The sequence below is a fragment of the Pseudoalteromonas sp. S408 genome (assembly GCF_005886645.1).
Taxonomy (GTDB): domain Bacteria; phylum Pseudomonadota; class Gammaproteobacteria; order Enterobacterales; family Alteromonadaceae; genus Pseudoalteromonas.
Map to the genome: position 1 here is coordinate 39,931 of NZ_PNDY01000017.1, position 25,617 is coordinate 65,547.

Annotated in this window: 24 protein-coding genes; 18 read left to right on the top strand and 6 right to left on the bottom strand. The window is 40.8% G+C overall.

Features of this window, described 5'->3' with window-relative positions; genetic code table 11:
* Positions 1-36 precede the first annotated feature (36 nt).
* From megL to CWB62_RS13675, 4 genes are all read left to right on the top strand, one after another.
* Positions 37-1,218, top strand: a complete 1,182-nt coding sequence (megL, locus tag CWB62_RS13660; protein ID WP_138528057.1) for a methionine gamma-lyase — start codon at positions 37-39, stop codon at positions 1,216-1,218.
* A 237-nt stretch (positions 1,219-1,455) separates the two neighbouring features.
* Complete coding sequence (phhA, locus tag CWB62_RS13665; protein ID WP_138527951.1) at positions 1,456-2,253, top strand: phenylalanine 4-monooxygenase; 798 nt, start codon at positions 1,456-1,458, stop codon at positions 2,251-2,253.
* 38 nt (positions 2,254-2,291) lie between these two features.
* Positions 2,292-2,636 (top strand): 4a-hydroxytetrahydrobiopterin dehydratase, encoded by a 345-nt coding sequence (locus tag CWB62_RS13670; RefSeq protein WP_006793641.1) that lies wholly within the window; start codon positions 2,292-2,294, stop codon positions 2,634-2,636.
* A 204-nt stretch (positions 2,637-2,840) separates the two neighbouring features.
* Positions 2,841-3,872: a DUF2804 domain-containing protein gene (locus CWB62_RS13675; protein WP_138527953.1), complete on the top strand. Its 1,032-nt coding sequence runs from the start codon at positions 2,841-2,843 to the stop codon at positions 3,870-3,872.
* 128 nt (positions 3,873-4,000) lie between these two features.
* Here CWB62_RS13675 and dapD read toward each other — a convergent pair whose 3' ends face one another.
* The 3 genes from dapD to map all read right to left on the bottom strand — a co-directional run bounded on the left by dapD (position 4,001) and on the right by map (position 8,305).
* Entirely contained in the window at positions 4,001-4,828 is an 828-nt protein-coding gene (gene dapD / locus CWB62_RS13680; RefSeq protein WP_058552878.1) for a 2,3,4,5-tetrahydropyridine-2,6-dicarboxylate N-succinyltransferase, read from the bottom strand.
* 10 nt (positions 4,829-4,838) lie between these two features.
* A complete protein-coding gene (gene glnD, locus CWB62_RS13685; RefSeq protein WP_138527955.1) occupies positions 4,839-7,457 on the bottom strand; it encodes a [protein-PII] uridylyltransferase in 2,619 nt (872 codons plus the stop codon).
* A 62-nt stretch (positions 7,458-7,519) separates the two neighbouring features.
* On the bottom strand, positions 7,520-8,305 hold the full coding sequence (map, locus tag CWB62_RS13690) for a type I methionyl aminopeptidase (protein WP_058405713.1): 786 nt from the start codon (positions 8,303-8,305) through the stop codon (positions 7,520-7,522).
* Between the two features lie 272 nt (positions 8,306-8,577).
* Here map and rpsB point away from each other — a divergent pair, with 272 nt between their 5' ends.
* The 14 genes from rpsB (at position 8,578) to CWB62_RS13760 (ending at position 21,947) form a co-directional block, all read left to right on the top strand.
* Entirely contained in the window at positions 8,578-9,306 is a 729-nt protein-coding gene (rpsB, locus tag CWB62_RS13695) for a 30S ribosomal protein S2 (RefSeq protein WP_058405712.1), read from the top strand.
* A gap of 104 nt (positions 9,307-9,410) precedes the next feature.
* The gene (tsf, locus tag CWB62_RS13700; protein WP_006793635.1) at positions 9,411-10,262 is read left to right on the top strand and encodes a translation elongation factor Ts; all 852 of its coding nucleotides are present in this window, start codon (positions 9,411-9,413) and stop codon (positions 10,260-10,262) included.
* A gap of 157 nt (positions 10,263-10,419) precedes the next feature.
* On the top strand, positions 10,420-11,169 hold the full coding sequence (pyrH, locus tag CWB62_RS13705) for a UMP kinase (RefSeq protein ID WP_006793634.1): 750 nt from the start codon (positions 10,420-10,422) through the stop codon (positions 11,167-11,169).
* A gap of 49 nt (positions 11,170-11,218) precedes the next feature.
* Positions 11,219-11,740, top strand: coding sequence for a ribosome recycling factor (frr, locus tag CWB62_RS13710; protein WP_257903597.1), 522 nt, complete (start codon positions 11,219-11,221; stop codon positions 11,738-11,740).
* A 58-nt stretch (positions 11,741-11,798) separates the two neighbouring features.
* Entirely contained in the window at positions 11,799-12,578 is a 780-nt protein-coding gene (gene uppS, locus CWB62_RS13715; protein WP_058405710.1) for an undecaprenyl pyrophosphate synthase, read from the top strand.
* A gap of 20 nt (positions 12,579-12,598) precedes the next feature.
* Positions 12,599-13,465, top strand: a complete 867-nt coding sequence (locus CWB62_RS13720) for a phosphatidate cytidylyltransferase (protein WP_138527957.1) — start codon at positions 12,599-12,601, stop codon at positions 13,463-13,465.
* A complete protein-coding gene (gene ispC / locus CWB62_RS13725) occupies positions 13,462-14,667 on the top strand; it encodes a 1-deoxy-D-xylulose-5-phosphate reductoisomerase (protein WP_138528059.1) in 1,206 nt (401 codons plus the stop codon). The genes CWB62_RS13720 and ispC overlap by 4 nt, the downstream gene beginning before the upstream one ends.
* 1 nt (position 14,668) lies before the next feature.
* Complete coding sequence (rseP, locus tag CWB62_RS13730) at positions 14,669-16,021, top strand: sigma E protease regulator RseP (protein WP_058552874.1); 1,353 nt, start codon at positions 14,669-14,671, stop codon at positions 16,019-16,021.
* 96 nt (positions 16,022-16,117) lie between these two features.
* On the top strand, positions 16,118-18,589 hold the full coding sequence (gene bamA / locus CWB62_RS13735) for an outer membrane protein assembly factor BamA (protein ID WP_058405750.1): 2,472 nt from the start codon (positions 16,118-16,120) through the stop codon (positions 18,587-18,589).
* An 11-nt stretch (positions 18,590-18,600) separates the two neighbouring features.
* Positions 18,601-19,119, top strand: coding sequence for an OmpH/Skp family outer membrane protein (locus CWB62_RS13740; RefSeq protein ID WP_006793627.1), 519 nt, complete (start codon positions 18,601-18,603; stop codon positions 19,117-19,119).
* A 7-nt stretch (positions 19,120-19,126) separates the two neighbouring features.
* A complete protein-coding gene (gene lpxD, locus CWB62_RS13745; RefSeq protein ID WP_138527959.1) occupies positions 19,127-20,149 on the top strand; it encodes a UDP-3-O-(3-hydroxymyristoyl)glucosamine N-acyltransferase in 1,023 nt (340 codons plus the stop codon).
* 27 nt (positions 20,150-20,176) lie between these two features.
* Positions 20,177-20,629 carry a 3-hydroxyacyl-ACP dehydratase FabZ gene (fabZ, locus tag CWB62_RS13750; RefSeq protein WP_058405706.1) on the top strand — a complete coding sequence of 151 codons (453 nt, stop codon included), beginning with the start codon at positions 20,177-20,179 and terminating at the stop codon, positions 20,627-20,629.
* 2 nt (positions 20,630-20,631) lie between these two features.
* Complete coding sequence (gene lpxA / locus CWB62_RS13755) at positions 20,632-21,402, top strand: acyl-ACP--UDP-N-acetylglucosamine O-acyltransferase (RefSeq protein WP_138527961.1); 771 nt, start codon at positions 20,632-20,634, stop codon at positions 21,400-21,402.
* Between the two features lie 152 nt (positions 21,403-21,554).
* A complete protein-coding gene (locus CWB62_RS13760; protein ID WP_138527963.1) occupies positions 21,555-21,947 on the top strand; it encodes a septal ring lytic transglycosylase RlpA family protein in 393 nt (130 codons plus the stop codon).
* On the opposite strand, the gene cydC is transcribed toward CWB62_RS13760, so the two are convergent.
* The 3 genes from cydC to cydX are packed head-to-tail and all read right to left on the bottom strand — an operon-like array spanning position 21,930 to position 25,606.
* The gene (gene cydC / locus CWB62_RS13765) at positions 21,930-23,672 is read right to left on the bottom strand and encodes a thiol reductant ABC exporter subunit CydC (protein ID WP_138527965.1); all 1,743 of its coding nucleotides are present in this window, start codon (positions 23,670-23,672) and stop codon (positions 21,930-21,932) included. The genes CWB62_RS13760 and cydC overlap by 18 nt on opposite strands.
* A complete protein-coding gene (gene cydD, locus CWB62_RS13770) occupies positions 23,665-25,452 on the bottom strand; it encodes a thiol reductant ABC exporter subunit CydD (RefSeq protein WP_138527967.1) in 1,788 nt (595 codons plus the stop codon). The genes cydC and cydD overlap by 8 nt, the downstream gene beginning before the upstream one ends.
* A complete protein-coding gene (cydX, locus tag CWB62_RS13775; protein WP_006793620.1) occupies positions 25,442-25,606 on the bottom strand; it encodes a cytochrome bd-I oxidase subunit CydX in 165 nt (54 codons plus the stop codon). Before cydX ends, cydD begins: the two co-directional genes overlap by 11 nt.
* Positions 25,607-25,617: the final 11 nt, after the last annotated feature.

The following is a 25,617-nucleotide window of genomic DNA, read 5'->3' on the forward strand; positions in this document are numbered from 1 at the left end:
CACTAACAACACATAATAAAAATGAGCACAAAGATAATGACCAAGCATCATCTTCATACACAATGTATTCATGGCCCGCAAAAAGCAAACGATCCTCATGGCGCATTAACCTCTCCGTTATACCAAACATCAACCTTTCATTTTGAAAATGCAGCACAAGGTGCCGCACGTTTTGCAGGGGACGAACCAGGTTATATTTACACTCGTCTAGGTAACCCAACAACCACCGAGCTTGAACAAAAAATAGCACAGCTAGAAGGCTGTGAAGCGGCTGCGGCAACGGCTACCGGTATGGGCGCTGTGTCTGCATCTGTATTGAGCTTTTTATCACAGGGCGACCACCTAGTGGCCTCAAGTGCATTGTATGGATGTACATTCGCATTTTTTGCGCACATGTTACCGCGTTGGGGAATCGAAGTGACGTTTGTTGATATGACCAATGAAGCTGAACTTCGCGCTGCGATTAAACCAAATTCAAAAATGATATTTGTAGAAACACCTATAAACCCAACAATGGCTGTAATTGATTTAGCACTTATTGGCGCTATTGCTAAACAGCACAACTTAATTAGCGTGGTCGACAACACCTTTTTAACGCCGCTGCTGCAATCACCAAAACAATATGGCATTGATATAATTATGCACAGTGCCACCAAATACATAAATGGCCATGGCGACGTAGTGGCAGGACTTGTGTGTGGATCGCTCGAGCATATCACCCTAATTAAAATGACCGTACTAAAAGACATTGGTGCCACCATAAGCCCACACGACGCATGGCTTATAAATCGCGGATTAAAAACCTTAGCCATACGCATGGAGCGTCACTGTCAAAGTGCCCAAACAGTAGCCGAATACTTAGAGGCGCACCCGCAGGTTAATATTGTTTATTACCCGGGGCTTAAATCTCACCCAGGGTATAAATTTATTGGTAATCAAATGAAAGCTGCAGGCGGCGTAATTGCGTTTGAAATAAAAGGCACCTTACAACAAGGCGCCCAATTTATTGATAGCATGAAGCTTTGTACACTTGCTGTCAGTCTCGGCGATGCTGAAACACTCATTCAGCACCCTGCTTCTATGACTCATTCTCCTTATACACCAGAGGAGCGAGCTGCTGCTGGAATAAGTGATGGGCTGATCAGGCTTTCGGTTGGGCTTGAAGATGTTAACGACATTATTAGCGATTTAGACCAAGCATTTGCTCAAATAGTTTAGGTGTAATTTTTTATATACATATTAATGCAGCCTAAACGCCTTTAAATTTGGGTGTGTACATTAAAAGTACCAACGCTGTAATTTTTAATTTACAGTTTATGTAATCGTGCCAAGCACAGATGTTAGCCCATCTATTAAACTTTTGTTCACTTTTGCATAGTATGGCTGCATTAGATATTCACTAATATTGAGTATCACACTGACACACATTTAGGGTACACACCCAAGAAGGTACTTATGGCTAAATCAAGTAAATACACCTCCAAAACACCAGACGAAAATGGCGTCATACACTGGAGCGAAGAAGAAAATAAAATTTGGTCAGAGCTAGTGGCACGCCAACTTGAATGCATTGAAGGCAAGGCCTGCGATGAGTACATGGATGGGCTTAAAAAAATAAATCTTCCACACGATCGTATACCGCAATTAAGTGAGCTTAATGAGGTACTTCTTGCTACTACTGGCTGGCAAGTAGCGCCAGTGCCAGCACTTATCGATTTTGATGAGTTTTTTAGGCTGTTAGCAAATAAACAGTTTCCGGTAGCGACGTTTATTCGTAGCCGTGAAGAGTTTGACTATCTCCAAGAACCAGATATTTTTCATGAAATATTTGGCCACTGCGCCATGCTAACAAACCCAGATTTTGCCAAATTCACACACAAATACGGCCAACTAGGTTATGCGGCGCAGAAAAAAGATCGCGTATACTTAGCTCGTATGTACTGGTTTACCGTTGAGTTTGGTTTAATGCAAACAGAAAACGGCCTGCGGATTTATGGCGGCGGTATTTTATCAAGCCCGGGTGAAACGCAATATGTGTATTCAGATACACCAGAAATAACGCCAATGAGCGTCATTGATGTGCTGCGTACGCCGTACCGTATTGATATTATGCAGCCACAGTACTACACCATTAATTCGATTCATGATCTGTTTGATATATCACAAATGGATATTATGACTTTGGTAGAGCAAGCTAAAGCGCTTGGTTTGCACGACCCAAAATTTCCACCAAAAGAAAAATTAGCCAGTTAACTTTAATTTAAAAAGAAACGCTAAAGTAAGGATTTAAGATGTCTTCATTAAGTGAACAAAAATGCGAAGCTTGCCACGTAGATGCACCAAAAGTATCTGACGAAGAGCTTGCACAATTAATTACTAAAATCCCAGACTGGGTACCTGAAGTACGCGACGGCATTATGCAGCTTGAACGTGTTTATAAATTTAAAAACTTTAAGCAAGCTATCGCGTTTACCAATAAAGTTGGCGACATGGCAGAAGACGAAGGCCACCACCCAGGTTTATTAACCGAGTGGGGCAAAGTAACCGTTACATGGTGGAGCCATTCAATTAAAGGCCTGCACAAAAACGACTTTATTTGCGCAGCTAAAACAGACGATGTATTTAACGCACTGTAATAAAAAATTAATTGAGCAAACTAAAAGCACTTATTTTTATAAGTGCTTTTTTATTGGCGGTGGTAAATTATCACCTTCTACAATCAAAATTGTTACAACAAAAAGCATATGGATAACAAAACAAATATATACCATGTGGTTATCTTCTAGGTTGATTATTTTGTGTCCGAGAATAATATAGGCTGTATAAAAAAGGATGGTTACATGGCAACAAAACTGCAGCTTATTAACCCTGATGGACAGGCTAACTTTGGTTTATTCCCGCAAGGGATTAAACATATTAATTACTTGGATTTTGACTTAAGAAACTCAATGGATAAGCCATGCGGTATGCTTGCAAAAAAACTTAAGTTTAACCAGTTCCAATTTATAAGCATTACTTGCGAAGAATTAGTCGTTGGGCTTGCGATCGTTGATCTGAAAATTGCCAGTAACTGCTTTGTTTATGTTTATAATTTAAAAACAAATCAGTTAAACGAGTACAGCTTTGTAAATCTATTTTCTAAAGACACACTCATTGAGCCTCAGCCAAATTCAGGCAATAGTTATTTTAAAAAGGGTAATAATAGCGTTTACATTAATACAACAGACAGACCCGGAGAGCGAAAGGTAACAGTTAAAATAAGCACCACACTGTCTCTTGATGCAATAATTAACGAGTCAGATAATTATATTCCTCTGAGTGTATGTGCACGGGCTGGTTATGCAGGTTTTCATTTTACCCAAAAGTCAGCAGGGCTAAATTGCCATGGTACGCTTATGTTAAATAATACCCACTACGATTTTAGCAGTATGAACGCACTTGCCTGTGTAGATTGGAGTGCAGGCTATATGCGTCGTGAAACGTTTTGGAATTGGGCAAGCCTTGCCTGTAAATTACCAGATGGACGCAATTTAGGATTAAACCTTTCAGCAGGTGTAATTGAAACAGGATTTACTGAAAATGCCATTTGGCTTGATGGCAAGCTATACAAAATTGATATGGTTGATTTTAAATTTAACCGTTATGGCAATAAAACTGATTGTGCTAAGTGGGAACTCCACTCAAACGACGGCATGATTAATCTTATTTTTGAACCTGTAAGTCACCGCTTTGATAAAACGAACTTACTCATTGTGGCGACGAATTTCACACAAAAAATTGGTCGTTACTTCGGTGAAATAACTCTTCCAAATGAAGTGATAATACTTAACGGACAGTGGGGCTTAGTGGAAGATCATTATTCAAAATGGTAGATGTACTTTTTTGGGTATTAACGTAAAGTTAATCATAACTACGAAAGAAAAAGATAAGGCTCTAAATTAAAGAAGTTCAGAGCCTTATTTTTTCATCAATAATTTATTCTAATGTTATTAGTTTCTTATTAATCGTCAATCGAGCGAAGTAGGGCGTTAATGCCTACTTTTTCACGTGTTTGTTGATCTACTTTTTTCACGATAATTGCAGCGTATAGGCTGTGAGTGCCATCTTTTGACGGTAGTGCACCTGGCACAACTACAGCGCCTGCTGGTACGCGGCCGTAGTGAATTTCGCCGGTTTCACGGTCATAAATACGGGTGCTTTGGCTGATATAAACGCCCATTGAAATCACAGCGCCTTCTTCGACTACTACGCCTTCAACAATTTCAGAACGTGCGCCAATAAAACAGTTGTCTTCAATAATGGTTGGGTTAGCTTGCAGTGGCTCTAACACGCCGCCAATGCCAACACCGCCCGATAAATGCACATTCTTACCAATTTGAGCACATGAGCCTACAGTGGCCCATGTATCAACCATGGTGCCTTCGTCAACGTATGCGCCAATGTTTACGTATGATGGCATAAGCACGACATTTCTACCTACAAAGCTGCCTTTACGGGCTACTGCGTTTGGTACTACGCGCATGCCGCCTTGCTGAAATTGCTCCGGCGTGTAGTCGCTGAATTTAAGCGGCACTTTGTCATAAAATTGGTTTACGCCGTCGTTCATTGGTTGATTGTCGCGAATACGAAACGACAGTAATACGGCTTTTTTAAGCCATTGATGTACAACCCATTCTCCTGATATTTTTTCAGCTACACGGGCAGCACCGCTGTCGAGCAGCTCTAATGCGTCGATAATAGCTTGTTTTACGTCGCTAGATACTGTGCTTGGGCTAATGCTGTCACGGTTATCCCATGCGTTTTCGATCATTGTTTTTAAATCTGACATGTATGTCCTCTTATTCTGTTTCGGCGTTGAATTTTTTACGCAATGCCTGATGAATTTTTGCTTGCTCTTCATCGGTTAGCGCTTGATATTCGTTATTAGATACAACAAAGAAATCCTCTGCACGTTCACCTACCGTTGTGATTCGGGCTGCGTGAATGTGTAGTAAATGTGCTTGGAAAACTTCGGCTATTTTGGTGAGTAGGCCCGGTATATCAACAGCTTGTATTTCAATTAAGCTGCGATCTTTACGAGCATGAGGGCGAAGCACTATTTTAGGCTTAATGTTAAAGTCTTTAAAACGTTGCGAGCGGCTCTTTTTAAAGCGAATTTTTTTACGTGGGTCGTTAAGTGCTTGCTCAAGGCCGCGTTTAATCGATTGCGAACGGCTGCTTGCGATAGGGTCGCCACTCACTTCAAGAATTACAAAACTAAATAGTACGTAACCATCTTTAGTGGTGAGTACTTGTGCATGTTGGATTTGTGCTTTTTTAGTACCAATAATATTTACTAAACGAGCGAATAGGGCACCTGAGTAGGGACTATAAACAAAAACTTGTGTGCCACCGTGCATCGGCGCATTCGACACAATTACACTCGGTTGACTTAAATCGCTGCTATTTAATAAATGTTCGGTTTGCCACGATATTTGTTGCTCGCTAAATGCAGTAAAGTAGTTTGCTTTGAAGCGGCTCCAAATTAGGTCAATTTTTTCTTCAAGGTACCCTAAGTTAAGTAAGCGCTGTTTTGCTTGGTGCTTTTTATCACGGATTTGGTCGCGTTGGTCCATTGGGTTTTCAAGGCCTAGACGCAATGCACGTTGTGTGTGCAAATAAAGTTCGCGTAGTAGGGTATTTTTCCAATCGTTCCATAGGTTGTCGTTAGTGGCACGAATATCTGCCACGGTCAAACAATAAAGGTAGTCGAGTTGACGCTCTGTTTTTACACGTGTTGCAAAGTCTTTAATTACACCCGGGTCGTTTATATCTTTACGCTGTGCAGTTACAGACATAAGTAAGTGATTACCAACAAGCCATGCTATAAGCTTGCCATCGGATGATGGGAAGCCATGTAATTTAGCAAATGCAATGGCATCAACAGAGCCAAGCTCTGAATGATCGCCTCCACGGCCTTTTGCAATATCATGAAAAATACCGGCTAAATATAAAAGCTCAGGTTTATCCATACGGGTCACTATTTCACTACAAATTGGAAACTCACTCACGCCCGTTTTATCAAAATATTGGTAAATATTATTGATTAATTTGTGGGTGTGCTCATCTACTGTGTAGGCATGAAATAAGTCAAACTGCATTTGTCCAAATATATTACGCCATTGCGGTAAGTAAGCTGCAAGCATGCCGTGTTTGTGCATGAGGGTAAATGCACGCCCCATACCGTTAGGGTGTTTTACCAGACGTAAAAAGGCTTCACGACAGGCTGCGTAATCTTGCAGGTCACCCAATAAACGACGGCGCACTTGGCGAATAGTTCGAATGGTGCTTGGGTAAATGTGGGTTATTTCTGGATTTTCCGCAATGTGCTCAAACAGAACAAAAAGCTGGTCGCGTCTAAAAAAGACAGATGGGTCTTTAACACGAATTTGATGACCTACTCGCTCAAAGTTTCTGTCGAGTACTTCAACAACTGCTTCGCTGCTCAGTGGTGAAATGCTTTGTTCAAAATACGAAAGCAGCATTTGATTGAGTTCGCGTACACGGCTCATGATACGAAATAAGCGCTTCATCATTCGCTCAACCGACGCTTTACCATCGCTACCAAAGCCAAGTATTTCTGCAGCAAGGGGTTGATGATCAAACAGTAAACGGTTCTCTGAGCGTCCGGCAGCCAAGTGTAATGCAAAACGAATATTCCACAGGTTTTCTAGGCACTCTGATAGCTCTTGAAACTCTTCATGGGTTAAGTAGCCATGATTTATAAGCTCTTGAAGTGTTTCGGCTCTAAAGTGTTTTTTGGCTACCCAAATAATAGTTTGTAAATCGCGAAGGCCACCTGGGTTTTCTTTTATGTTTGGTTCTAGGTTATAAGCTGTACCATGGCATTTACGGTGACGCAGGTTTTGCTCTTGTACCTTGGCTTCAAAAAAGTCATTAGAGCCCCACACTGGCGTTTCGAGTATAAAGTTTTTAAGCTTTTCGAACTCAATGTGATTACCAAAAATAAGACGACTTTCCAGTAGGCTGGTGGCAAAGGTTACGTCTTCACGTTTTTGCTCTATTGCTTGATCAATAGTGCGCACGCTGTGGCCAATTTCTAAATTGAGATCCCACAGCATAGTCACAAATTGGCCAATTTTTTCACATACGCTTTCACTTGGTTGCTCTGTAACAAGCAACAAAAAGTCGATATCTGAATAAGGATGGAGCTCACCGCGTCCATAACCGCCTACGGCAATCAATGCTAGATCAGGTTCATGAGATAAGTCATAAACATGAAATAACTTGATCAACAGGCGGTCGATAAACTCAGCCCGGGCATTAATTAAATTACCAACCGGTTGCTTTGAAAACTCGTTATGTAACCATTTATAAAAATAGCTAGAACAATCGCGATAGTCACTCAGTTGCTCAGCATCGCTAAGCAACTTTTTTACTTTGTTGGGTAATGCCACGTGGGCTGGCTCCTCATTGAACCTTCCACATTGATAAACGTACTATCAACTGCGTCGGTTTATTAGTGTTCGATAATCCTGTCGATAGTATCATCTGATCGTAGCGTTAAAATTTCAACACCATTTTCAGTCACTAATAACGTGTGTTCCCACTGTGCAGACAAGCTGCGGTCACGTGTAACAACAGTCCAATCGTCTTTAAGTAGTTTACATTGACGTTTACCCGCATTAACCATTGGCTCAATGGTCAAACACATACCGGCTTTTAATGTTTCACCTGTACCGGCTTTACCGTAATGCATTACTTGTGGTTCTTCGTGAAATTCGCTACCAATACCGTGGCCACAGTATTCACGTACGATTGAGTAGTTAAAGCTCTCTGCGTACTTTTGAATTGCTTCGCCAATGTCACCTAAACGTACACCCGGTTTTACCATTTTAATGGCAAGGTATAAGCTCTCTTGGGTAACTTCTGCGAGACGTTTACCTTGGATATTAGGTTTACCTACGTGAAACATTTTAGATGTATCACCGTGATAGCCATCTTTAATAACGGTGATGTCTATATTTACGCTGTCACCTTCTTTTAACGGTTTGTCGTTAGGAATACCATGACAAATTACATGGTTAACAGAGGTGCAAATTGATTTTGGAAAACCGTGATAATTTAACGGGGCAGGAACTGCTTTTTGCTCGTTAACAATATAATCATGACAAAGTGTATTTAGCTCATCAGTGGTGATCCCCGGCACGACATGTGGGCCGATCATTTCAAGTACTTCTGCTGCTAAGCGACCAGCTACGCGCATTTTCTCTATTTCTTCAGGGGTCTTGATAATAGCGCTCATTGAGGCTCCAAAGTTGCGTTTTTAACATTTTATCGCTGCATAATTTTTGCACGCGATGTTGAGTATTTAATTTTAATATGGTATAAAGCGCGCCGTCTTTTTACAAATAAATTCTTAAATGATTTTTTGTATTTAAGGCAAACACAATTTGATTTTAACACACACACGTATCGTCACATACACTTGGGTGCATTAGAAGTTTAAATACTTCGGTGTTGGTGCTATGGGATATGTGGAGGCCTAACCCTAAACAACTATAGAGGATCTATAAAATGGCAAACGTTTCAATGCGCGACATGCTTCAAGCTGGTGTTCACTTTGGTCACCAAGCACGTTACTGGAACCCTAAGATGAAGCCTTTCATCTTCGGCACTCGTAACCGTGTACATATCATCAACCTTGAGCAAACTGTACCAATGTTCAACAACGCACTTAAGTTTTTAACTGGCGCTGCTGCAAACAAAGGTAAAGTTCTTTTCGTTGGTACTAAGCGCGCAGCAAGCGACGCAGTAAAAGAAGCTGCTATCGCGAGCGATCAGTTTTACGTTAACCACCGCTGGTTAGGTGGCATGTTGACTAACTGGAAAACAGTACGTCAATCAATCAAGCGTCTTAAAGACCTTGAAATCCAAAGCCAAGACGGTACTTTCGAGAAATTAACTAAGAAAGAAACGTTAATGCTTAACCGCGAAATGGAAAAGCTTGAAAAGAGCCTTGGTGGTATCAAAAACATGGGCGGTCTTCCAGACGCGATCTTTGTTATCGATGCTGACCACGAGCACATTGCTATCCGTGAAGCTAACAACCTAGGTATTCCTGTTGTTGCAATCGTAGATACTAACTCTAATCCAGACGGCGTTGATTTCATCGTTCCTGGTAACGATGATGCTATCCGTGCTGTAACCCTTTACACTAGCGCTGTTGCAGCGGCTATCACTGAAGGTCGCGAGAATAACATCGTTGCTCAAGCTGAGAATGACGATTTCGTTGAAGCTGAGTAATTAGCTGTCATCAAGTCTTCATCTTATTAGGATGAAGACTTGCTATTCTTGTAGAGCGGGTAACCCGCTTATCTAAACCAGATTTCAGATTTGAGGATTTACTAATGGCTGTAACTACTGCCCTAGTTAAAGAATTACGCGAGCGTACAGGCGCTGGCATGATGGATTGTAAAAAAGCGTTAACTGAGACTGATGGTGACATCGAGTTAGCGATTGAAAACATGCGTAAGAGCGGTGCTGCAAAGGCTGCTAAAAAAGCAGGTAACATTGCTGCTGAAGGTACTATCATCATCAAGCAAAATGCGGGTGTTGCTGTACTTGTTGAAGTTAACTGTCAAACAGACTTCGTTGCAAAAGACGTAAGCTTCTTAGCATTTGCTAACAAAGTTGCTGACGCTGCAATTGCTGAAACAATCTCTATCGAAGACTTACAAGCTAAGTTTGAAGAAGACCGTGTTGAGCTAGTAACGAAAATTGGCGAAAACATCAACGTACGTCGCCTACAGTACATCGCTGGTGAAAACCTAGTTGAGTACCGTCACGGTGAGCGTATTGGTGTTGTTGTTGCGGGTGTTGCTGATGAAGAAACACTTAAGCACGTTGCAATGCACGTTGCTGCTTCAAGCCCTGAGTACTTAACACCTGCTGATGTTCCTGCAGATGTTGTAGAGAAAGAGAAGCAAGTTCAAATCGATATCGCGATGAACGAAGGCAAGCCTGCTGAAATCGCTGAAAAAATGGTTGTTGGTCGCATGAAGAAGTTTACTGGTGAGGTTTCTCTTACTGGTCAAGCTTTCATCATGGAACCTAAAAAATCTGTTGGCGATGTTCTTAAAGAGAAAAACGCAACAGTTACTGGCTTTGTACGTGTAGAAGTTGGTGAAGGTATCGAGAAGAAAGAAGAAGATTTTGCTGCTGAAGTTGCTGCTCAAATTGCTGCTGCTAAAGGTGAGTAAGATTGACTAACGTGAAGGATAAGGAAATTAGATGCAATTAAAGTACTATTTGCTTTTGCTTCACGCTTAGAAATTCTTTAAAATAACCGCGCTTTTATGTTTAACATAAGCGCGGTTATTTTTTATCCATAATTCAATAAAAGTTGGCCCCAAAACTATGACTATCAATCGCAAACCTATTTTTAGACGTGTTCTTCTCAAATTAAGTGGTGAAGCTTTAATGGGAGACGAAGGCTTCGGCATCGACCCTAAAGTTTTAGACCGTATGGCACAAGAAATTAAAGAGTTAGTAGAGCTCGACGTAGAAGTGGGTTTAGTTATTGGCGGCGGTAATTTTTTACGCGGCGGGTCATTAGCTGAGGCTGGTATGAACCGAGTTGTTGGTGACCACATGGGTATGCTGGCAACGGTAATGAATGGCCTTGCAATGCGTGATGCGCTGCATCGTGCATTTGTAAATTGCCGATTAATGTCAGCTATTCCACTTAATGGTGTATGTGATGCGTACAACTGGGCTGAAGCAATAAGCTTATTAAAAACTGGCCGCGTTGTTATTTTTGCAGCGGGTACGGGTAACCCGTTTTTCACTACAGATTCTGCTGCGTGTTTACGTGGTATTGAAATTGAAGCTGATACAGTAATTAAAGCAACGAAGGTTGATGGTGTATTTAGTGACGATCCTGTGAAAAACCCAGAGGCGACGCTTTACCGTCATTTAAGCTACAATGAAATTATTGATAAAGAATTAAAAGTTATGGATTTAGCGGCCTTTACTTTAGCCCGCGATCATAATATGCCATTGAGCGTATTTAACATGAATAAATCAGGCGCGTTAAAACGCGTAATTATGGGTGAAGAAGAAGGAACACTTATCTCTTCACAAGCCTCAGATGAAGTAATCAAATAATTAGGATTGAACCGTGATTAACGATATTCAAAAAGATGCGCAAGCGCGCATGCAAAAGAGTGTAGCAGCACTAGGTAGCCAACTTTCTAAAATTCGTACTGGCCGTGCTCACCCTGCAATTTTAGATGGTATTATGGTGTCTTACTACGGTGCTCCTACACCGTTAAATCAAGTTGCAAATGTAACAATTGAAGATTCACGTACGCTTGCTATTGGTGTTTTTGATAAGTCATTAGCACAAGCCGTGGAAAAAGCGATTATGGCTTCTGACTTAGGTTTAAACCCTATGTCAGCGGGTACAGTTATCCGTGTGCCACTTCCTCCTCTTACAGAAGAGCGTCGTAAAGATTTAATTAAAATTGTACGTGGCGAAGTAGAAGGCGGCCGTGTTGCCGTTCGTAATATTCGTCGTGATGCTAATGGTGACATTAAAACACTATTAAAAGATAAAGATATTTCTGAAGACGAAGCGCGCCAAGGTGAAGATGCAATTCAAAAGTTAACAGATAAATTTATCAAAGAAATGGATACGCAATTAACAGCGAAAGAAGCTGAATTGATGGAAATCTAAACAGCTAATTTTATTAGTTTTGAAACGCCGTCTGGGTTATACTAGGCGGCGTTTTTTTATGGAATACTCGATATTTATGGCTTTAAACGCTGATACAATTTCACAACAATGTTTACCTAAGCATGTTGCTATCATCATGGACGGGAACGGACGTTGGGCGCAAGCTAGAAATAGGCCTCGTGTGTACGGGCATAAAAAAGGCGTGGACGCAGTTCGTCAATCTGTTCAGTTTTGTACTAAGTTAGGCGTTCAGTCGTTAACCTTATTTGCATTTAGTAGTGAAAACTGGCGCCGTCCTGAAGACGAAGTAAACACGTTAATGGAGCTATTTTTGTTTGTATTAACAAAAGAGGTTAAAAAGCTTCATAAAAACAATGTAAAACTAACCATCATTGGAGACTTATCTCGATTTTCTGAAGGGTTGCAAAACAAAGTACATAGTGCACAGCAACTGACAGAAAATAACACAGGGTTGTGTTTAAATGTGGCAGCCAATTATGGCGGCCGTTGGGATATGGCAAACGCAGCTAAACAACTTGCAGTGCAAGTTGCAAGTGGTGACATTGACGCACAAGATATTACTGAAGAGCGTATTGCGCAGCATATGAGCATGGCCGATCAACCTGAACCCGATTTACTTATTCGAACGGGGGGTGATGTTCGCATTAGTAACTTTTTACTATGGCAGGCAGCTTACGCAGAACTTTATTTTACCGAAACACTTTGGCCTGATTTTAATGAAGCAGCATTTGCTGAGGCCATTGCGTGTTACGTTGCCAGAGAGCGACGATTTGGTTGTACGGGCGAACAAATAAAACAATTACTCGCTCAAACCTAAATAGATTAAGGGTCACAATTTTGTTAAAACAACGCATTTTAACCTCGCTAGTGTTAGCACCTGCAGCGCTAGCCTTGGTTTTTTATACACCACTGACGTTATTTAGTTACTTTGCAGGCGCCATTGTTTTAATGGGCGCTTGGGAATGGTCTGCTTTTATGGGGCTTTGCGACAAAATCAAAAGAGGCGCCTTTGTTGCGCTAATTGCTGCATTACTGGCGGTGCTTAATTTACATTGGCCGATAGAATCGCTTTGGCAAAACGGCCAGTTAGTGGGTGACGCTAATTATTTATTCACCCTAGCGTTTGCATGGTGGATTGTTGCTAGTTATTTAATTTGGCGTTATCCGGCTATGGCCAAAGCGTGGAATGAAGGGCTGGTAATGCGTGGTATTGCCGGGCTACTAACTTTAGTGCCACTGTGGCTTGCGCTCAATACGCTTCGAAGTGCTCAATATGCTGAGTCTACACATTTTGGTTCTATGCTGATACTTGTGGTACTTGGTATTGTGTGGAGCGCAGATATTGGTGCCTATTTCACTGGTAAAAGCTTTGGCAAACACAAGTTAATGCCAAAAGTAAGCCCAAATAAAACGATTGAAGGCCTTGCTGGTGGCATCGTTGCGTCAATTTTATTTGTTATGGCGTTTTGCCATTTTACCGATGTTGATTTAGCTGTGTGGCCAATTTATGCCATTATGACTGCATTTATAGCGTTATTTTCGGCAGTTGGCGATTTATTAGAAAGTATGTTTAAACGTGAAGCTGGCCTTAAAGACAGTGGTAAATGTTTACCTGGACATGGCGGTATTTTAGACCGTATTGATAGCTTAACAGCGGCAGCGCCAATGTTTGTAATGTGTTATGCATGGACCTTAAGTTTATGAGTCGTAAGCAGCAGCTAGTTATTTTAGGTGCTACGGGGTCAATTGGTTTAAGTACACTTGATGTTGTAGCAAAAAACAGTGATTTATTTGGTGTATTTGCTTTAACAGCGGGACAAAATGCAAAAAAAATGGCTGAGCTTTGCATAACGCATTCGCCCCTTTATGCAGTTATGGCAACGCAAACCGCCGCAGAAGAGTTATCACTGCATTTAAAGGGTACAGCGTGTCAAACGCTGATTATGCACTCACAACAGGCAATGAGTGATTTATGTGCGCATCCTGAAGTAGACATTGTTATGTCTGCCATTGTTGGAGCCGCAGGATTGTTACCCACGCTTAGTGCAGTAGAAGCCGGCAAGAAAGTTCTGCTTGCGAACAAAGAGTCGCTGGTTATGTCGGGCCAATTGTTCATTGATAAAGTTAAAAAGCACAAAGCCACTTTACTGCCAATTGATAGCGAACATAACGCTATTTTTCAATGTTTGCCTCACTCAATACAGAATGCGCAAAGCGATAAAAACCTGCAAGATAATGGTGTCAGTAAAATTTTACTTACCGGTTCAGGTGGGCCATTTTTAACGCGTGATATCAATACCTTAAAAGAGGTAACCGTTAGCGAAGCCGTCGCGCACCCTAATTGGTCTATGGGGCAAAAAATCTCAGTAGATTCTGCAACTATGATGAATAAAGGGTTGGAGTTTATTGAAGCCAAGTGGCTATTTAACTGTAACAGCGATGACATTGACGTTGTTATTCATCCTCAAAGCATTATTCACTCAATGGTTCAGTACCATGATGGCTCAATTTTAGCGCAAATGGGTAATCCCGACATGCGCACGCCTATTGCCCATGCATTGGCGTTCCCAAAACGAATTGACGCAGGTGTTAAACCGCTTAACTTTTCAGATATTTGTGATTTTTCGTTCACCAAACCGGACTTTACCCGTTACCCTAACTTGCAGCTTGCTATTGATGCTTGCTCGGCGGGGCAGGGCGCTACGACGACCGTTAATGCCGCAAATGAAATGGCAGTCGCTGCATTTTTAAAAGGTGAAATTGGTTTTACAGATATCTACAAAATAAATGCACAAACTCTAGAATCGGCTCAATGCATTAACGTGCAGAGTTTAGATGAAATATTACAATGCGATAAGCTTGCGCGTGCTAGCGCCGCTCAGTTTATAAATAAAGTGGCTCATTAATATGTTTGATTTTATTTGGAATCTTGGATCATTTATTTTAGCTTTGGGTATTTTAGTTACTGTTCATGAGTATGGTCATTTTTGGGTAGCTCGAAAAGCGGGGGTTAAAGTACTTCGCTTTTCTATTGGTTTTGGTAAGCCCTTAATCAAATGGCACGACAAATACAACACTGAATATGTCATAGCTGCTATTCCACTTGGTGGTTATGTAAAAATGCTTGATGAGCGTGTGGACGATGTTCCACCAAATCAGCGGCATCTATCTTTTAACTCAAAGTCGGTACAAGCACGAATTGCTATTGTTGCAGCTGGGCCTATGGCAAATTTTTTGTTTGCTATTTTTGCGTTAGCGGTGATGTACATGGTGGGGGTGCAATCGGTTAAACCGGTAGTTGGCAGCATTACTGAGGGAAGCCGGGCAGAGCAAGCCGGCCTTATGCCAAGCCAACACATTATTAAAATTGGTGATGACAATATAACCACTTGGCAAGATGCGACGTTCGCTTTTATGTCGCGATTAGGTGAACAACGCGTAGAGGTTACAGTCCGCGATGAAAACTTACAAACACGCGTTAAAACACTCAACATTGATGGTTGGAAGCTCGATCAACAAGATGTTCCTCCACTAACCTCTTTGGGCATTGTACCATTTCGCCCGCAAGCCACATTAACGGTTGCCGCAGTGACTAAAAATTCGGCAGCGGAACAAGCCAATTTGCAAGTTAACGATACTATTTTGGCTGTAAACGGTGAAACTATAAGCAATTGGCCGCAATTAGTTAATGTAATTACGCAATCGGCTAACAAATCTTTACAATTTAGTGTAAAAAGACAAGATAGTATAAAAACCATAACAGTGACGCCTCAAGGGCGTGTTGGCAACAATGGTATTGAACAAGGCTTTTTAGGTGTAGCGCCTGTTGTGCAGCAATGGCCTGAGGGGTATGTACAATCCCGAAGTTTTGGACCGCTTGATAGTATTGTTCGCGGTACAAAAGAAACGTGGCGATTAATTACGCTGAGCTTTGACATGATTGGTAATTTAATTACGGGTCAGGTTTCGGTTAAAAATTTAAGTGGTCCTGTTGGTATTGCAGTGGGAGCAGGGACTAGCGTAAGCTATGGTTTAGTTGCCTTTTTAAGCTTTTTAGCCCTGATAAGCGTTAACTTGGGTGTATTTAATTTATTACCCCTGCCAGTGCTTGATGGTGGACACTTAATGTATTACATAATTGAACTTTTTCGTAAAAAGCCGGTCTCTGAAAAGACACAAGAATTTGGTTTTAAAGTGGGGGCGTTACTACTCATTTTTCTAACATGTTTCGCTTTGTTCAATGATGTATCGCGTTTGTAGTTAACGCGTAACATTTATTAATTAGAACACGATTGTAAAGCACTAGTAATTTAGGTGTTGAGCGGTAATACAGTTGTAAAGGATAAAGATAATAAAATGGCTATAAAAAAACATTTGGCAGTTTCAAGTTTATTGGGTGCAAGCTTTGCCGCCCTAGGCCAAACTTCCTTTATTGTTGAAGACTTGAAAGTTGAAGGCTTACAACGCGTAGCACTGGGTGCTGCATTAACTCATATTCCTATTAACGTAGGCGATAATGTAGATGACTACACAATTTCAAAAACAATAAAGTCACTTTATCGTTCTGGCCACTTCGACAACATCAAAGCATTGCGTGATGGAAACAACGTTATTTTTAAAGTAACAGAGCGTCCAACCATCAGTTTTATTGAGTTTGAAGGTAATAAAGATATTAAAGATGAGCAACTTAATGAGTCGCTTGATCAGCAAGATATCCGCCAAGGTGAACCACTTGATAAAACCGTAATAGACAACATTGAAAAAGGCTTAGTAGAGTTTTTTCATAGTATTGGTAAATACAATGCAACGGTTGATATTAGTGTTACTAAATTGCCACGTAACCGCGTTAAACTTAAATTGGAGTTTGACGAAGGTGATGCTGCGTCTATCCGTCAAATTAACTTAGTGGGTAATGAGCTTTTTTCTAATGAAGAATTACTAAAACTTGCCGAGTCTCAGCAAGATTTACCTTGGTGGCAGTTTATGGGCAGCGATCGCTACCAAAAACAAACTATTGAAGGCGATTTAGAAAAAATCCGCAGCTTTTATTTAGACCGTGGTTATTTACGTTTTAATATCGATTCGACGCAGGTATCGGTAAGTCCAGAGCGTGAGTCTGTATATGTAACGGCTAACCTTACCGAAGGCGTGAAGTATAAGGTTAAAGGCTTTGATTTTATTGGTGACTTACTCGGTCGAGAAGATTTAATCAAAAGCGTTATCCCACTGAGAGCTGGTGAGCTTTACAATGGTTCTGTTGTTACATCGTCAGAAGAGTTCATAAAAAGTTATTTAGCACGTTTTGGTTATGCAAATGCTGAAGTGCGCACAATTCCTGAAATTGATGACGAAAAGCAAGAAGTTCAGTTAACTTTATCTGTTAACCCTGGTAAGCGTGTTTATGTTCGTCGTATAATTGTTGGTGGTAACCAAAACACCGCTGACGAAGTATTGCGCCGTGAAATGACGCAACTAGAAGGTGCATGGTTATCAAACCAAAACCTTGAGCGTTCAAAGCTACAAATTCAACGTTTACCGTACATGGAAACTGTTGATTTTAATGTAGTACCCGTGCCAGGTGTAGACGACCAAGTTGACGTAGATTTCACTGTAAAAGAACAGTCAGCCGGTAGTTTTAATGCTGGCCTTGCTTATGGTTCATACCTAGGTCTGCAATTTAATATTGGTGTAACCGAATCTAACTTTTTAGGTACAGGTAACCAAATTGGCTTAAATTTAAATACGTCTACTGGCTCTGAAAGTATCAGTTTATCGTACACAGACCCCTACTTTACGCCCGATGGCGTATCGCAAGGCAGCAGTATTTTTTACCGAAACTACGACGCAAGTAAGTTTAGTCTTGTAGATTACAAATCAAAAAGTTATGGTTTAGGTACAAATATTGGTTTTCCGATTGATGCAATAAACCGAGTTAATTTTGGTGTGCGCTGGATAAAAGAAGAGCTGTCAGATATTGCTGAGTACGAGCAAACGCGCGTACTACGTGAAACGTTTTTTGACCCTGAAAACCCAGATGCAGGCTTCGATTTTACTAAATATGAGTTAAGTGTTGGTTGGTCACGTATTACGGTTAACCGGGGTTTATTCCCAACAGCAGGTTCGCGCCAAACGTTAAACTTAACGGGGACGACACCAAACTCAGATTTGACCTATTTCAAGCTTAATTACGACTCACGTTTTTACTGGCCAATATCTAACGACCATCGCTGGGTGTTCTCGGCACGTGCGGCGCTCGGTTACGGTAACGGCTATGGGTCAACGAATGGATACGATCAAACGCTTCCGTTCCAAGAGTTCTTCCGTATAACTGAAATGGAACTACGTGGTTTTGACCGTAATACGATATTGCCACAAGCAGTATCACGTATTGCAACAACTATTCCTGGGACACTAAATCCTGATGGTTCTACTTCAGGTCCTATCAATAGTGCGTCGGAGTTTGATCAGTTAATACCACAAGGTCGAATTGGTGGTAACGCCAAAGCGGTGGCAGGCATGGAGCTAATTGTTCCTACACCGTTTTTAGATGAAGAAAATACAAGCTCAGTGCGTACCAGCTTCTTTGTTGATGCTGCAAACGTATGGGACACAGAGTTTAGCGTAGACCGCTATCAAAACTTACTCGTAGACCAACGCAATAAGCTGGATGATTATTCAGATCCTATGCGCTTTAGAGTATCGACCGGTTTATCATTACAGTGGATCTCTCCAATGGGTCCTATGCTGATTAGTTTTGCGTATCCATTGCAAAAAGAAGAAGATGACGATACGAAGACCATCAGTTTTAATATTAGTAACACTTTCTAAAGGAGTTTTTTATGACTAAATTATTTAAATCAACGGCAGTAGCTGTTTTAGCAACGTTAATGATGGGTACTTCTGCTAGTGCACTTGCACATAAAGTAGGTGTAGTAGATATGCAAGAAATCTACAAGCAAATTCCTCAAATGGCTAAAATTGAGCAGTCACTACAAAGTGAGTTTGCTGAGCGTCGTCAAGAGCTTGAAAAGTTACAAGGTGATATTCGCTTTGAAGCAGAAAAATTTAAGCGTGAGAGCACAACGATGAGCCAAGCTCAAAAAGATGCACTACGTGATAAAATTCAAGGTATGCAAAAAAACCTTGCTGAAGTAGGTCGTCCTTTAGAGCAAGAAATCAAAGCACGTCAAAACCAAGAGCTTGCAAAAGTTCAGGGCTTAATTATTAAAACAATTGAAGAGATTGCTAAAGACGGTGACTTTGATGAAGTTAAAGTAAAAGACACAACAATTTACTTTAACCCTAAAGAAGTAACAGATCTTTCATCTAAAGTAGTAACCGCTGTTAGCAAGAAATAATCACTCTATGCAAAATTATACGCTTTCGCAAATTGCGGAACTTCTAGGCGCCGAACTTCAGGGTGATGGCGCTTTAGAGATAACAAAAATAGCGACACTTGCAAATGCCCGTACTGGGCATATTGCATTTTTAGCGAACTCAAAATATCGTGTTCAACTTGAAACGACTCAAGCCAGTGCTGTCATTGTTAACCAAGCCGATGCAGCGCACTTTGATGGTAATAAAGTGATTGTTTCAAATCCGTATGTCAGTTACGCAAAGCTTGCGCAATTTATGGATACAACACCGCGTTCAGCCTCTACGGGCATTCACCCAAGCGCAACGATTCATCCAAGTGCAAATATAAGTAAAAGTGCGGCTATAGGCGCAAATGCTGTTATAGAAGCTGATGCAGTCATTGGTGACAAGGCGCAAATTGGTCCGAACAGTTTTATCGGAGAACGTGTTAAAATAGGTGCCGGTACAAAGCTTTGGCCGAGTGTGACTATTTATCACGATGTTGAAATTGGTGCAGATTGTTTGTTCCAGGCAAATAGTGTTATTGGCAGTGACGGATTTGGTTATGCAAATGAGCGTGGGCAGTGGGTTAAAATTCCTCAGCTAGGCTCTGTGATTATTGGTGACAAAGTTGAAGTGGGCGCAAGTACCACTATTGACCGTGGTGCACTCGATGACACAATTATCCATAGCAATGTGATTATTGATAACCAGTGTCAAATAGCACACAACGTTGAAGTTAACTCAGGCACAGCAATTGCTGGCTGCTCTGTCCTTGCAGGTAGTGTTACCATAGGTAAAAACTGCCAAATTGGTGGTATGACTGCAATTAATGGTCACATGTCAGTATGTGATGGTGTTATAATTACCGGTATGAGCATGGTGACAAAATCAATCACCGAACCCGGTATTTATTCATCAGGTATGCCCCATACAACTAACAAAGAATGGCGTAAATCAATTGCTCACTTGCGCAATCTGTCAGACATGAAGTCTCGTTTGAAAGCGCTTGAAGCACTGGCTAAGTCATAAACGTTGAACACATAAAAGGATGCTATTTTGGCAAACGAATTAAATAGCCTTGATATTCAAGAAATCTTAGCTTTATTACCGCACCGTTACCCGATGCTTTTAATTGATCGTGTTATTGACTTTACCCCGGGTAAGTCATTGCATGCTATTAAAAATGTATCTATAAACGAGCCTATTTTTACTGGGCATTTTCCAAACCAGCCTATTTTTCCAGGTGTGCTAATATTAGAAGCTATGGCACAAGCCACTGGTCTTCTTGGTTTTAAAACAGTTGAAAATCGCAGTGAAGATGAGCTTTACTTATTTGCTGCAGTAGACAACGCACGTTTTAAACAACCGGTTGTTCCTGGTGATACATTGCATTTGCATGTAGAGTTTTTAAAAGAGCGCCGCAATATATGGAAGTTTGCTGCTGAAGCTAAAGTTGACGGCAAAGTAGTATGTAGTGCCGAAATTATGTGTGCGAGAAGAGAGTTTTAATAGTGATCCATTCTACAGCAATAATCGAACCTGGCGCTAAACTAGGCAACAATGTCTCAGTTGGTCCGTATAGTTATATAGGCAATGATGTTGTTATCGGTGATAACTGTATTATTGAGTCTCACGTTGTTGTCAAAGGACCTTCGACCATTGGTTCTGGAAATCATATTTTTCAATTTGCGTCTGTAGGCGAAGCTTGCCAAGACAAAAAATACAACAACGAACCAACGACATTAATCATTGGCGACAATAATGTTATTCGTGAATGTGCGACTATTCACCGTGGTACCATCCAGGACCAAGGTGTAACAAAAATTGGTAGCAACAATTTGTTTATGGCTTACACACACGTAGCACATGACGCAGTGATCGGCGATAACGTGATCTTTGCTAATAATGCCAGCGTTGCAGGCCACGTTCATGTTGCTGATTGGGTTATATTAGGTGGTAATTCAGGTGTTCATCAATTTTGTAAAATTGGCGCGCATGCGTTTATTGGCATGTACTCTGGCGTAAATAAAGATGTACCGCCATTCGTGACCACGATTGGTATGCCAGCAGGTCCTGCTGCAATCAATAAAGAAGGTATGAAACGCCGTGGCTTTGAAAGCGATGAAATAATGGCAGTACGCCGTGCTTATAAAGCGTTTTATCGAAAGAGTTTAGGTGTTGACGAAGCAATTGCATCACTAAGTGAAGACGCTGCAAAGTACCCTGCAGTGCAAACCATGATAGATTTTGTTAAAGGCTCTGAGCGCGGCATTGTAAGATAATTACAAGCTTTGCTTTGAGCACTAAAAACCACCTAAGAGTAATCGCAGGTGGTTTTTTATTGCCTACAAAATGGCTCTCTTATAGCAATTCAGTACACACTCAGCTAAGCAAGGTTAACCTTTACGCGAATTTTTATAATTAAAGCGCAGTTATGTCTCTTACTAAGTTAATTTTTATCCTCAGTTTTTTGTCAATTTTAGCTGCGTGTAGCAGTCAGCGTGTAGCTACCTCCGCTGATGGCGAGCGCAGCCAGTTAGGTAAAGCTTCCTATTACGCTAATAAATATCATGGCCGCACAACCGCAAACGGTGAGGTTTTTAGCCAAAATGCAGAAACAGCTGCGCATTTAGATTTACCCTTTGGTACTAAAGTAAAGGTAACTAACTTGGCAAATAACAAATTTGTAATTGTAAGAATAAACGACAGAGGGCCATACGTAAGAGGGCGAGTGATTGATTTATCATTAGCTATGTTTAAAAAAATAGCCGACCCTAAGGTCGGCGTTATCGATGTATCAATCAGTGTATTAAAACCGGGTAGTTAGTGCTACATAATCTGGATAAGCGCTACTGAGCTCTTTATGAGAGCCTTGTGCAATCACTTTACCATCCTCTAACCATATAACATTATTTATTTGGCTAAGAAGAGCAGGGTCGTGGGTAATTGTAAGTACGCTTACGTTACTCATTACCTGCATAATGGCGTTCATTACGGTTTGCTTAGAATGGTTATCTAGCCCTTCAGTAGGTTCATCAAGTACTAAAATAGCGGGGTTTTGTAATAAAGCCTGAGCTATCGCTATACGCCTTGATTGCCCTTGAGATACATTACGCCCGCCAGTACCTAAACGTGTTTTTAAACCCGCTTTTAAACCATCAAACCAAGGTTTTAACTCTGCAAGTTTAATTGCTTCTAGCATTTCATCTTTTGTAGCATTTGGCGCAGCATAGCGTAAATTTTCACTGAGTGTGCCATCAAAAATATGGTGCTGCTGCGCTAATATATTTATAACGTTTGCGCGGGTGTCATTGCTTAGTGAATGCAGCTCTTGGGGGTTATTTTGATCACCCAACGTAATGCTGCCTTGCTGAAGTGGCCATAACCCAGTTAGCAAATTAACCAATGTGGTTTTACCACTTCCACTACGACCTACAATAGCCACTTTTTGTTGCGCTTTAAGGATAAAGCTAACGTTAGTTAATGCAATATGCTCATCGTATTTATAGCTAATGTTATTAAGGGTTAGTGAGGTATTATTTTTATCATATTGGGTATCAATTAAAGCGACTTGATTGTTACTCTGAGCAGATACTTTATCTTGAAGTGTAAATAGTCGCTCTGCGGCTTTTAGTACATTAGGTAACTCTATAAATGCATTAGGCAAGAGCAATACACTTTCAAAGCTTGCTAATACAAATAGGCTTAGCATGGCAAGCTCTACATTTACCATGGCACCGCTGTATACCAACGGCACAATAGTAACGATAGCGCTTAGCATGGCTAGTTGCACTACCAGTAAGCTTAGGCCATCGCTATTTGCCAGTTCTTTATGGCGATTATAAAGTTGCTGATTGTACTGCTCATTCAATTTATTACATTTTGAAATTTGATCGTCACCTGCTTGGTAAATACTCAGTTCTCTAAGGCCTGTTAGCGTGTCAGAAAGTTCGGCTCTAAGTTGAGCGCTTAGCTGTGTTTCTTTATGGCTATTTTTGTTTAACTTAATACTTAATAAAGCTGGTAAAACAACACCAATTAATAAAATGCCAGTAAAACAAATAAGTGCAACGTTTGCATTGTAGGCCGCCATAAACACCATAATAATTGGTACGCTTAATAGCGCTACTAGCATAGGGAGTAAGATGTTTAAGTAAAATTTATCTAGGGCATCAACATCGTTTTGTAAGCGGTTTAGTAAATCGGCGCTGCGGCTCATTGCTAAATCAACATTGTTTAGCTTACTTAGTGTTGCAAACATATTTACGCGAATTTCACTCAACAATAAAAAAGTCGCATTATGAGTAACTAAACGCTCAGCATAACGAGAAGCCGTTCTTACAATAGCTAAAAAACGTATTGTGCCAGCGGGTGTAAAGTAGTTCATTTGCACGCCAGCAATACCTGCAGCTGCCATAGATGCCAAAAACCAGCCTGAAATAGCCAGTAGGCCAACGTTCGCAAGCACTGTAATTGTTGCTAACAGTTTACCGAGCAACATGGCTTTATAATGAGGGCGGCAGAGCTTTATCAATCTAATAAAGTTATTCATGGGCCACTCCTTGCTTGGTGGCATTTAGCAAATCATAAAACACGCCATGTTGAGTGCGTAGTTTTTCAAAGCTACCTTGCTCAGTGATCTTACCCTGGTCCATTACAATAATATTGTCGGCGTGTTTTACAGTATTTAATCTGTGTGCGATTACCAGTACTAAATTGTTCTTAGCGTACATATTAATGGCGTGTTGAATGTGTTGCTCTGTTTGGCTATCAAGGTGTGCTGTTGGCTCATCAAGCATTAAAATAGGGGCGTTTTTTAAAAACGCACGGGCTAGTGCTATGCGTTGTTTTTGACCGCCAGAGAGGCCTTCACCTTGCTCACCTATTAACGTATCGAACCCACGTGGAAGTGAGTTTATAAATTCAAGCGCACCTGCTTGATGTGCCGCTTGCTCAAGTTCGGGCTGTGTCGCATCAGGTTTAGCTAATAAAATGTTCGCACCAATGCTATCGTAAAATAAGGTCGGATTTTGAGGTATCCACGTAACCTGACTCTGAAGTTGGGTAATATTGTTTGCTGTTAATGGCAATCCGTTAATATAAATGCAGGGCATTACTTGGGCATGAAAGCCTAATAGGCAGTCAAATAGAGTGCTTTTCCCTGAACCACTGTTACCCACAACTGCAACTAACCCTTTTTTTGGTAATGTTAGGGTTATATTGTGTATTCCTTCATTACTATTTGGGTACGTATAACTAAGCTTTTTAATATCTATAGAATTAAGTTTATCTAAACTAGAGTGCGTGATTGTATTTGAAACAGAATCAGCCTCATTATTTGGTAGAGGCGCATTTAAAATAGTCACCATGTCTGCAGCAGCACTAATACCTTGCAAGCGTGCATGGTAATGGCTCCCCAATTGGCGTAAAGGTAGATAAAATTCGGGGGCTAAAAGCAGTACTACAAAGCCTGTAGAAAAGTCGAGGGTGCCGAAAAACAGTCTAAAGCCAATAATAACAGCCACCAAGGCCACACTAATGGTAGCTAAAAACTCCAAAGCAAAAGACGATAAAAACGCAATTTTTAATACGCCTAGTGTTGTATGTCTAAAGTCATCAGAAATTTTAGCGATTTGTTTTAATTCGGTTTGCGTTGCATTAAACAGTTTTAATTGTGTTAATCCCTGTACTCTGTCAAAAAAGTAATTACCAAGCACTGCGAGTTGTTGCCAACGTTTTTGATTTAGAGCTTCAGCTTTAGAGCCGACTAAAATCATAAAAAAGGGAATAAGTGGGGCCGTTAATAAAAATATTAATCCCGCTTTATAATCGGTTGGAAAAATAACAACCAATATTGCCAGTGGGATAAGGGCACTGTAAGCAACACCAGGTAGATACTTTGCATAATAGTCGTGAAGTTCTTCTACGCCATTGTGCAATGTATTTAAGGTTGCACCTTGGCCGTGTTGCTCAATGTAACTTGGGCCTAGCAAGCTTAATTTAGTTAACAGTGTTTGGCGCATAGCCGATTTTATTTTAAGGGCAGCAAAAGCACTTAGCCTTTCACTTAGCGCTAAAAATATAGCGCGAAGCAAAATAATACCTGCTAATGGCCACAGCAAGTGAGAGATTTCACTTAAGCTACTACCTTCAAACATTACATTATGAATAGTTTGAGCAAGTAAATAAGCACCTGTAATCATTAAAATAGCGTTAAAAGTACCTAGCGCAATACTGAGCTTTAACCATAATGAGGCGGGTTTACTTTGTGTTTTTAAAAAAGCGCGCAGTGTTTGCTGCTGCGCGCGATTTGGTCGGGGTTTAGTCGTCATTGTTGGTCGAGTTAGCCTCGTTCAATAAATCATGCATCGGTTGTTCATCATCAGCAATGCTGTTTTTATTTTGATGAAATTCATACCACATTACATTTATTACCCCTAAGGTACAGGCTAAAAGTACACCTAAAATCCAAGCAAAATACCACATAGTTCAGTCTC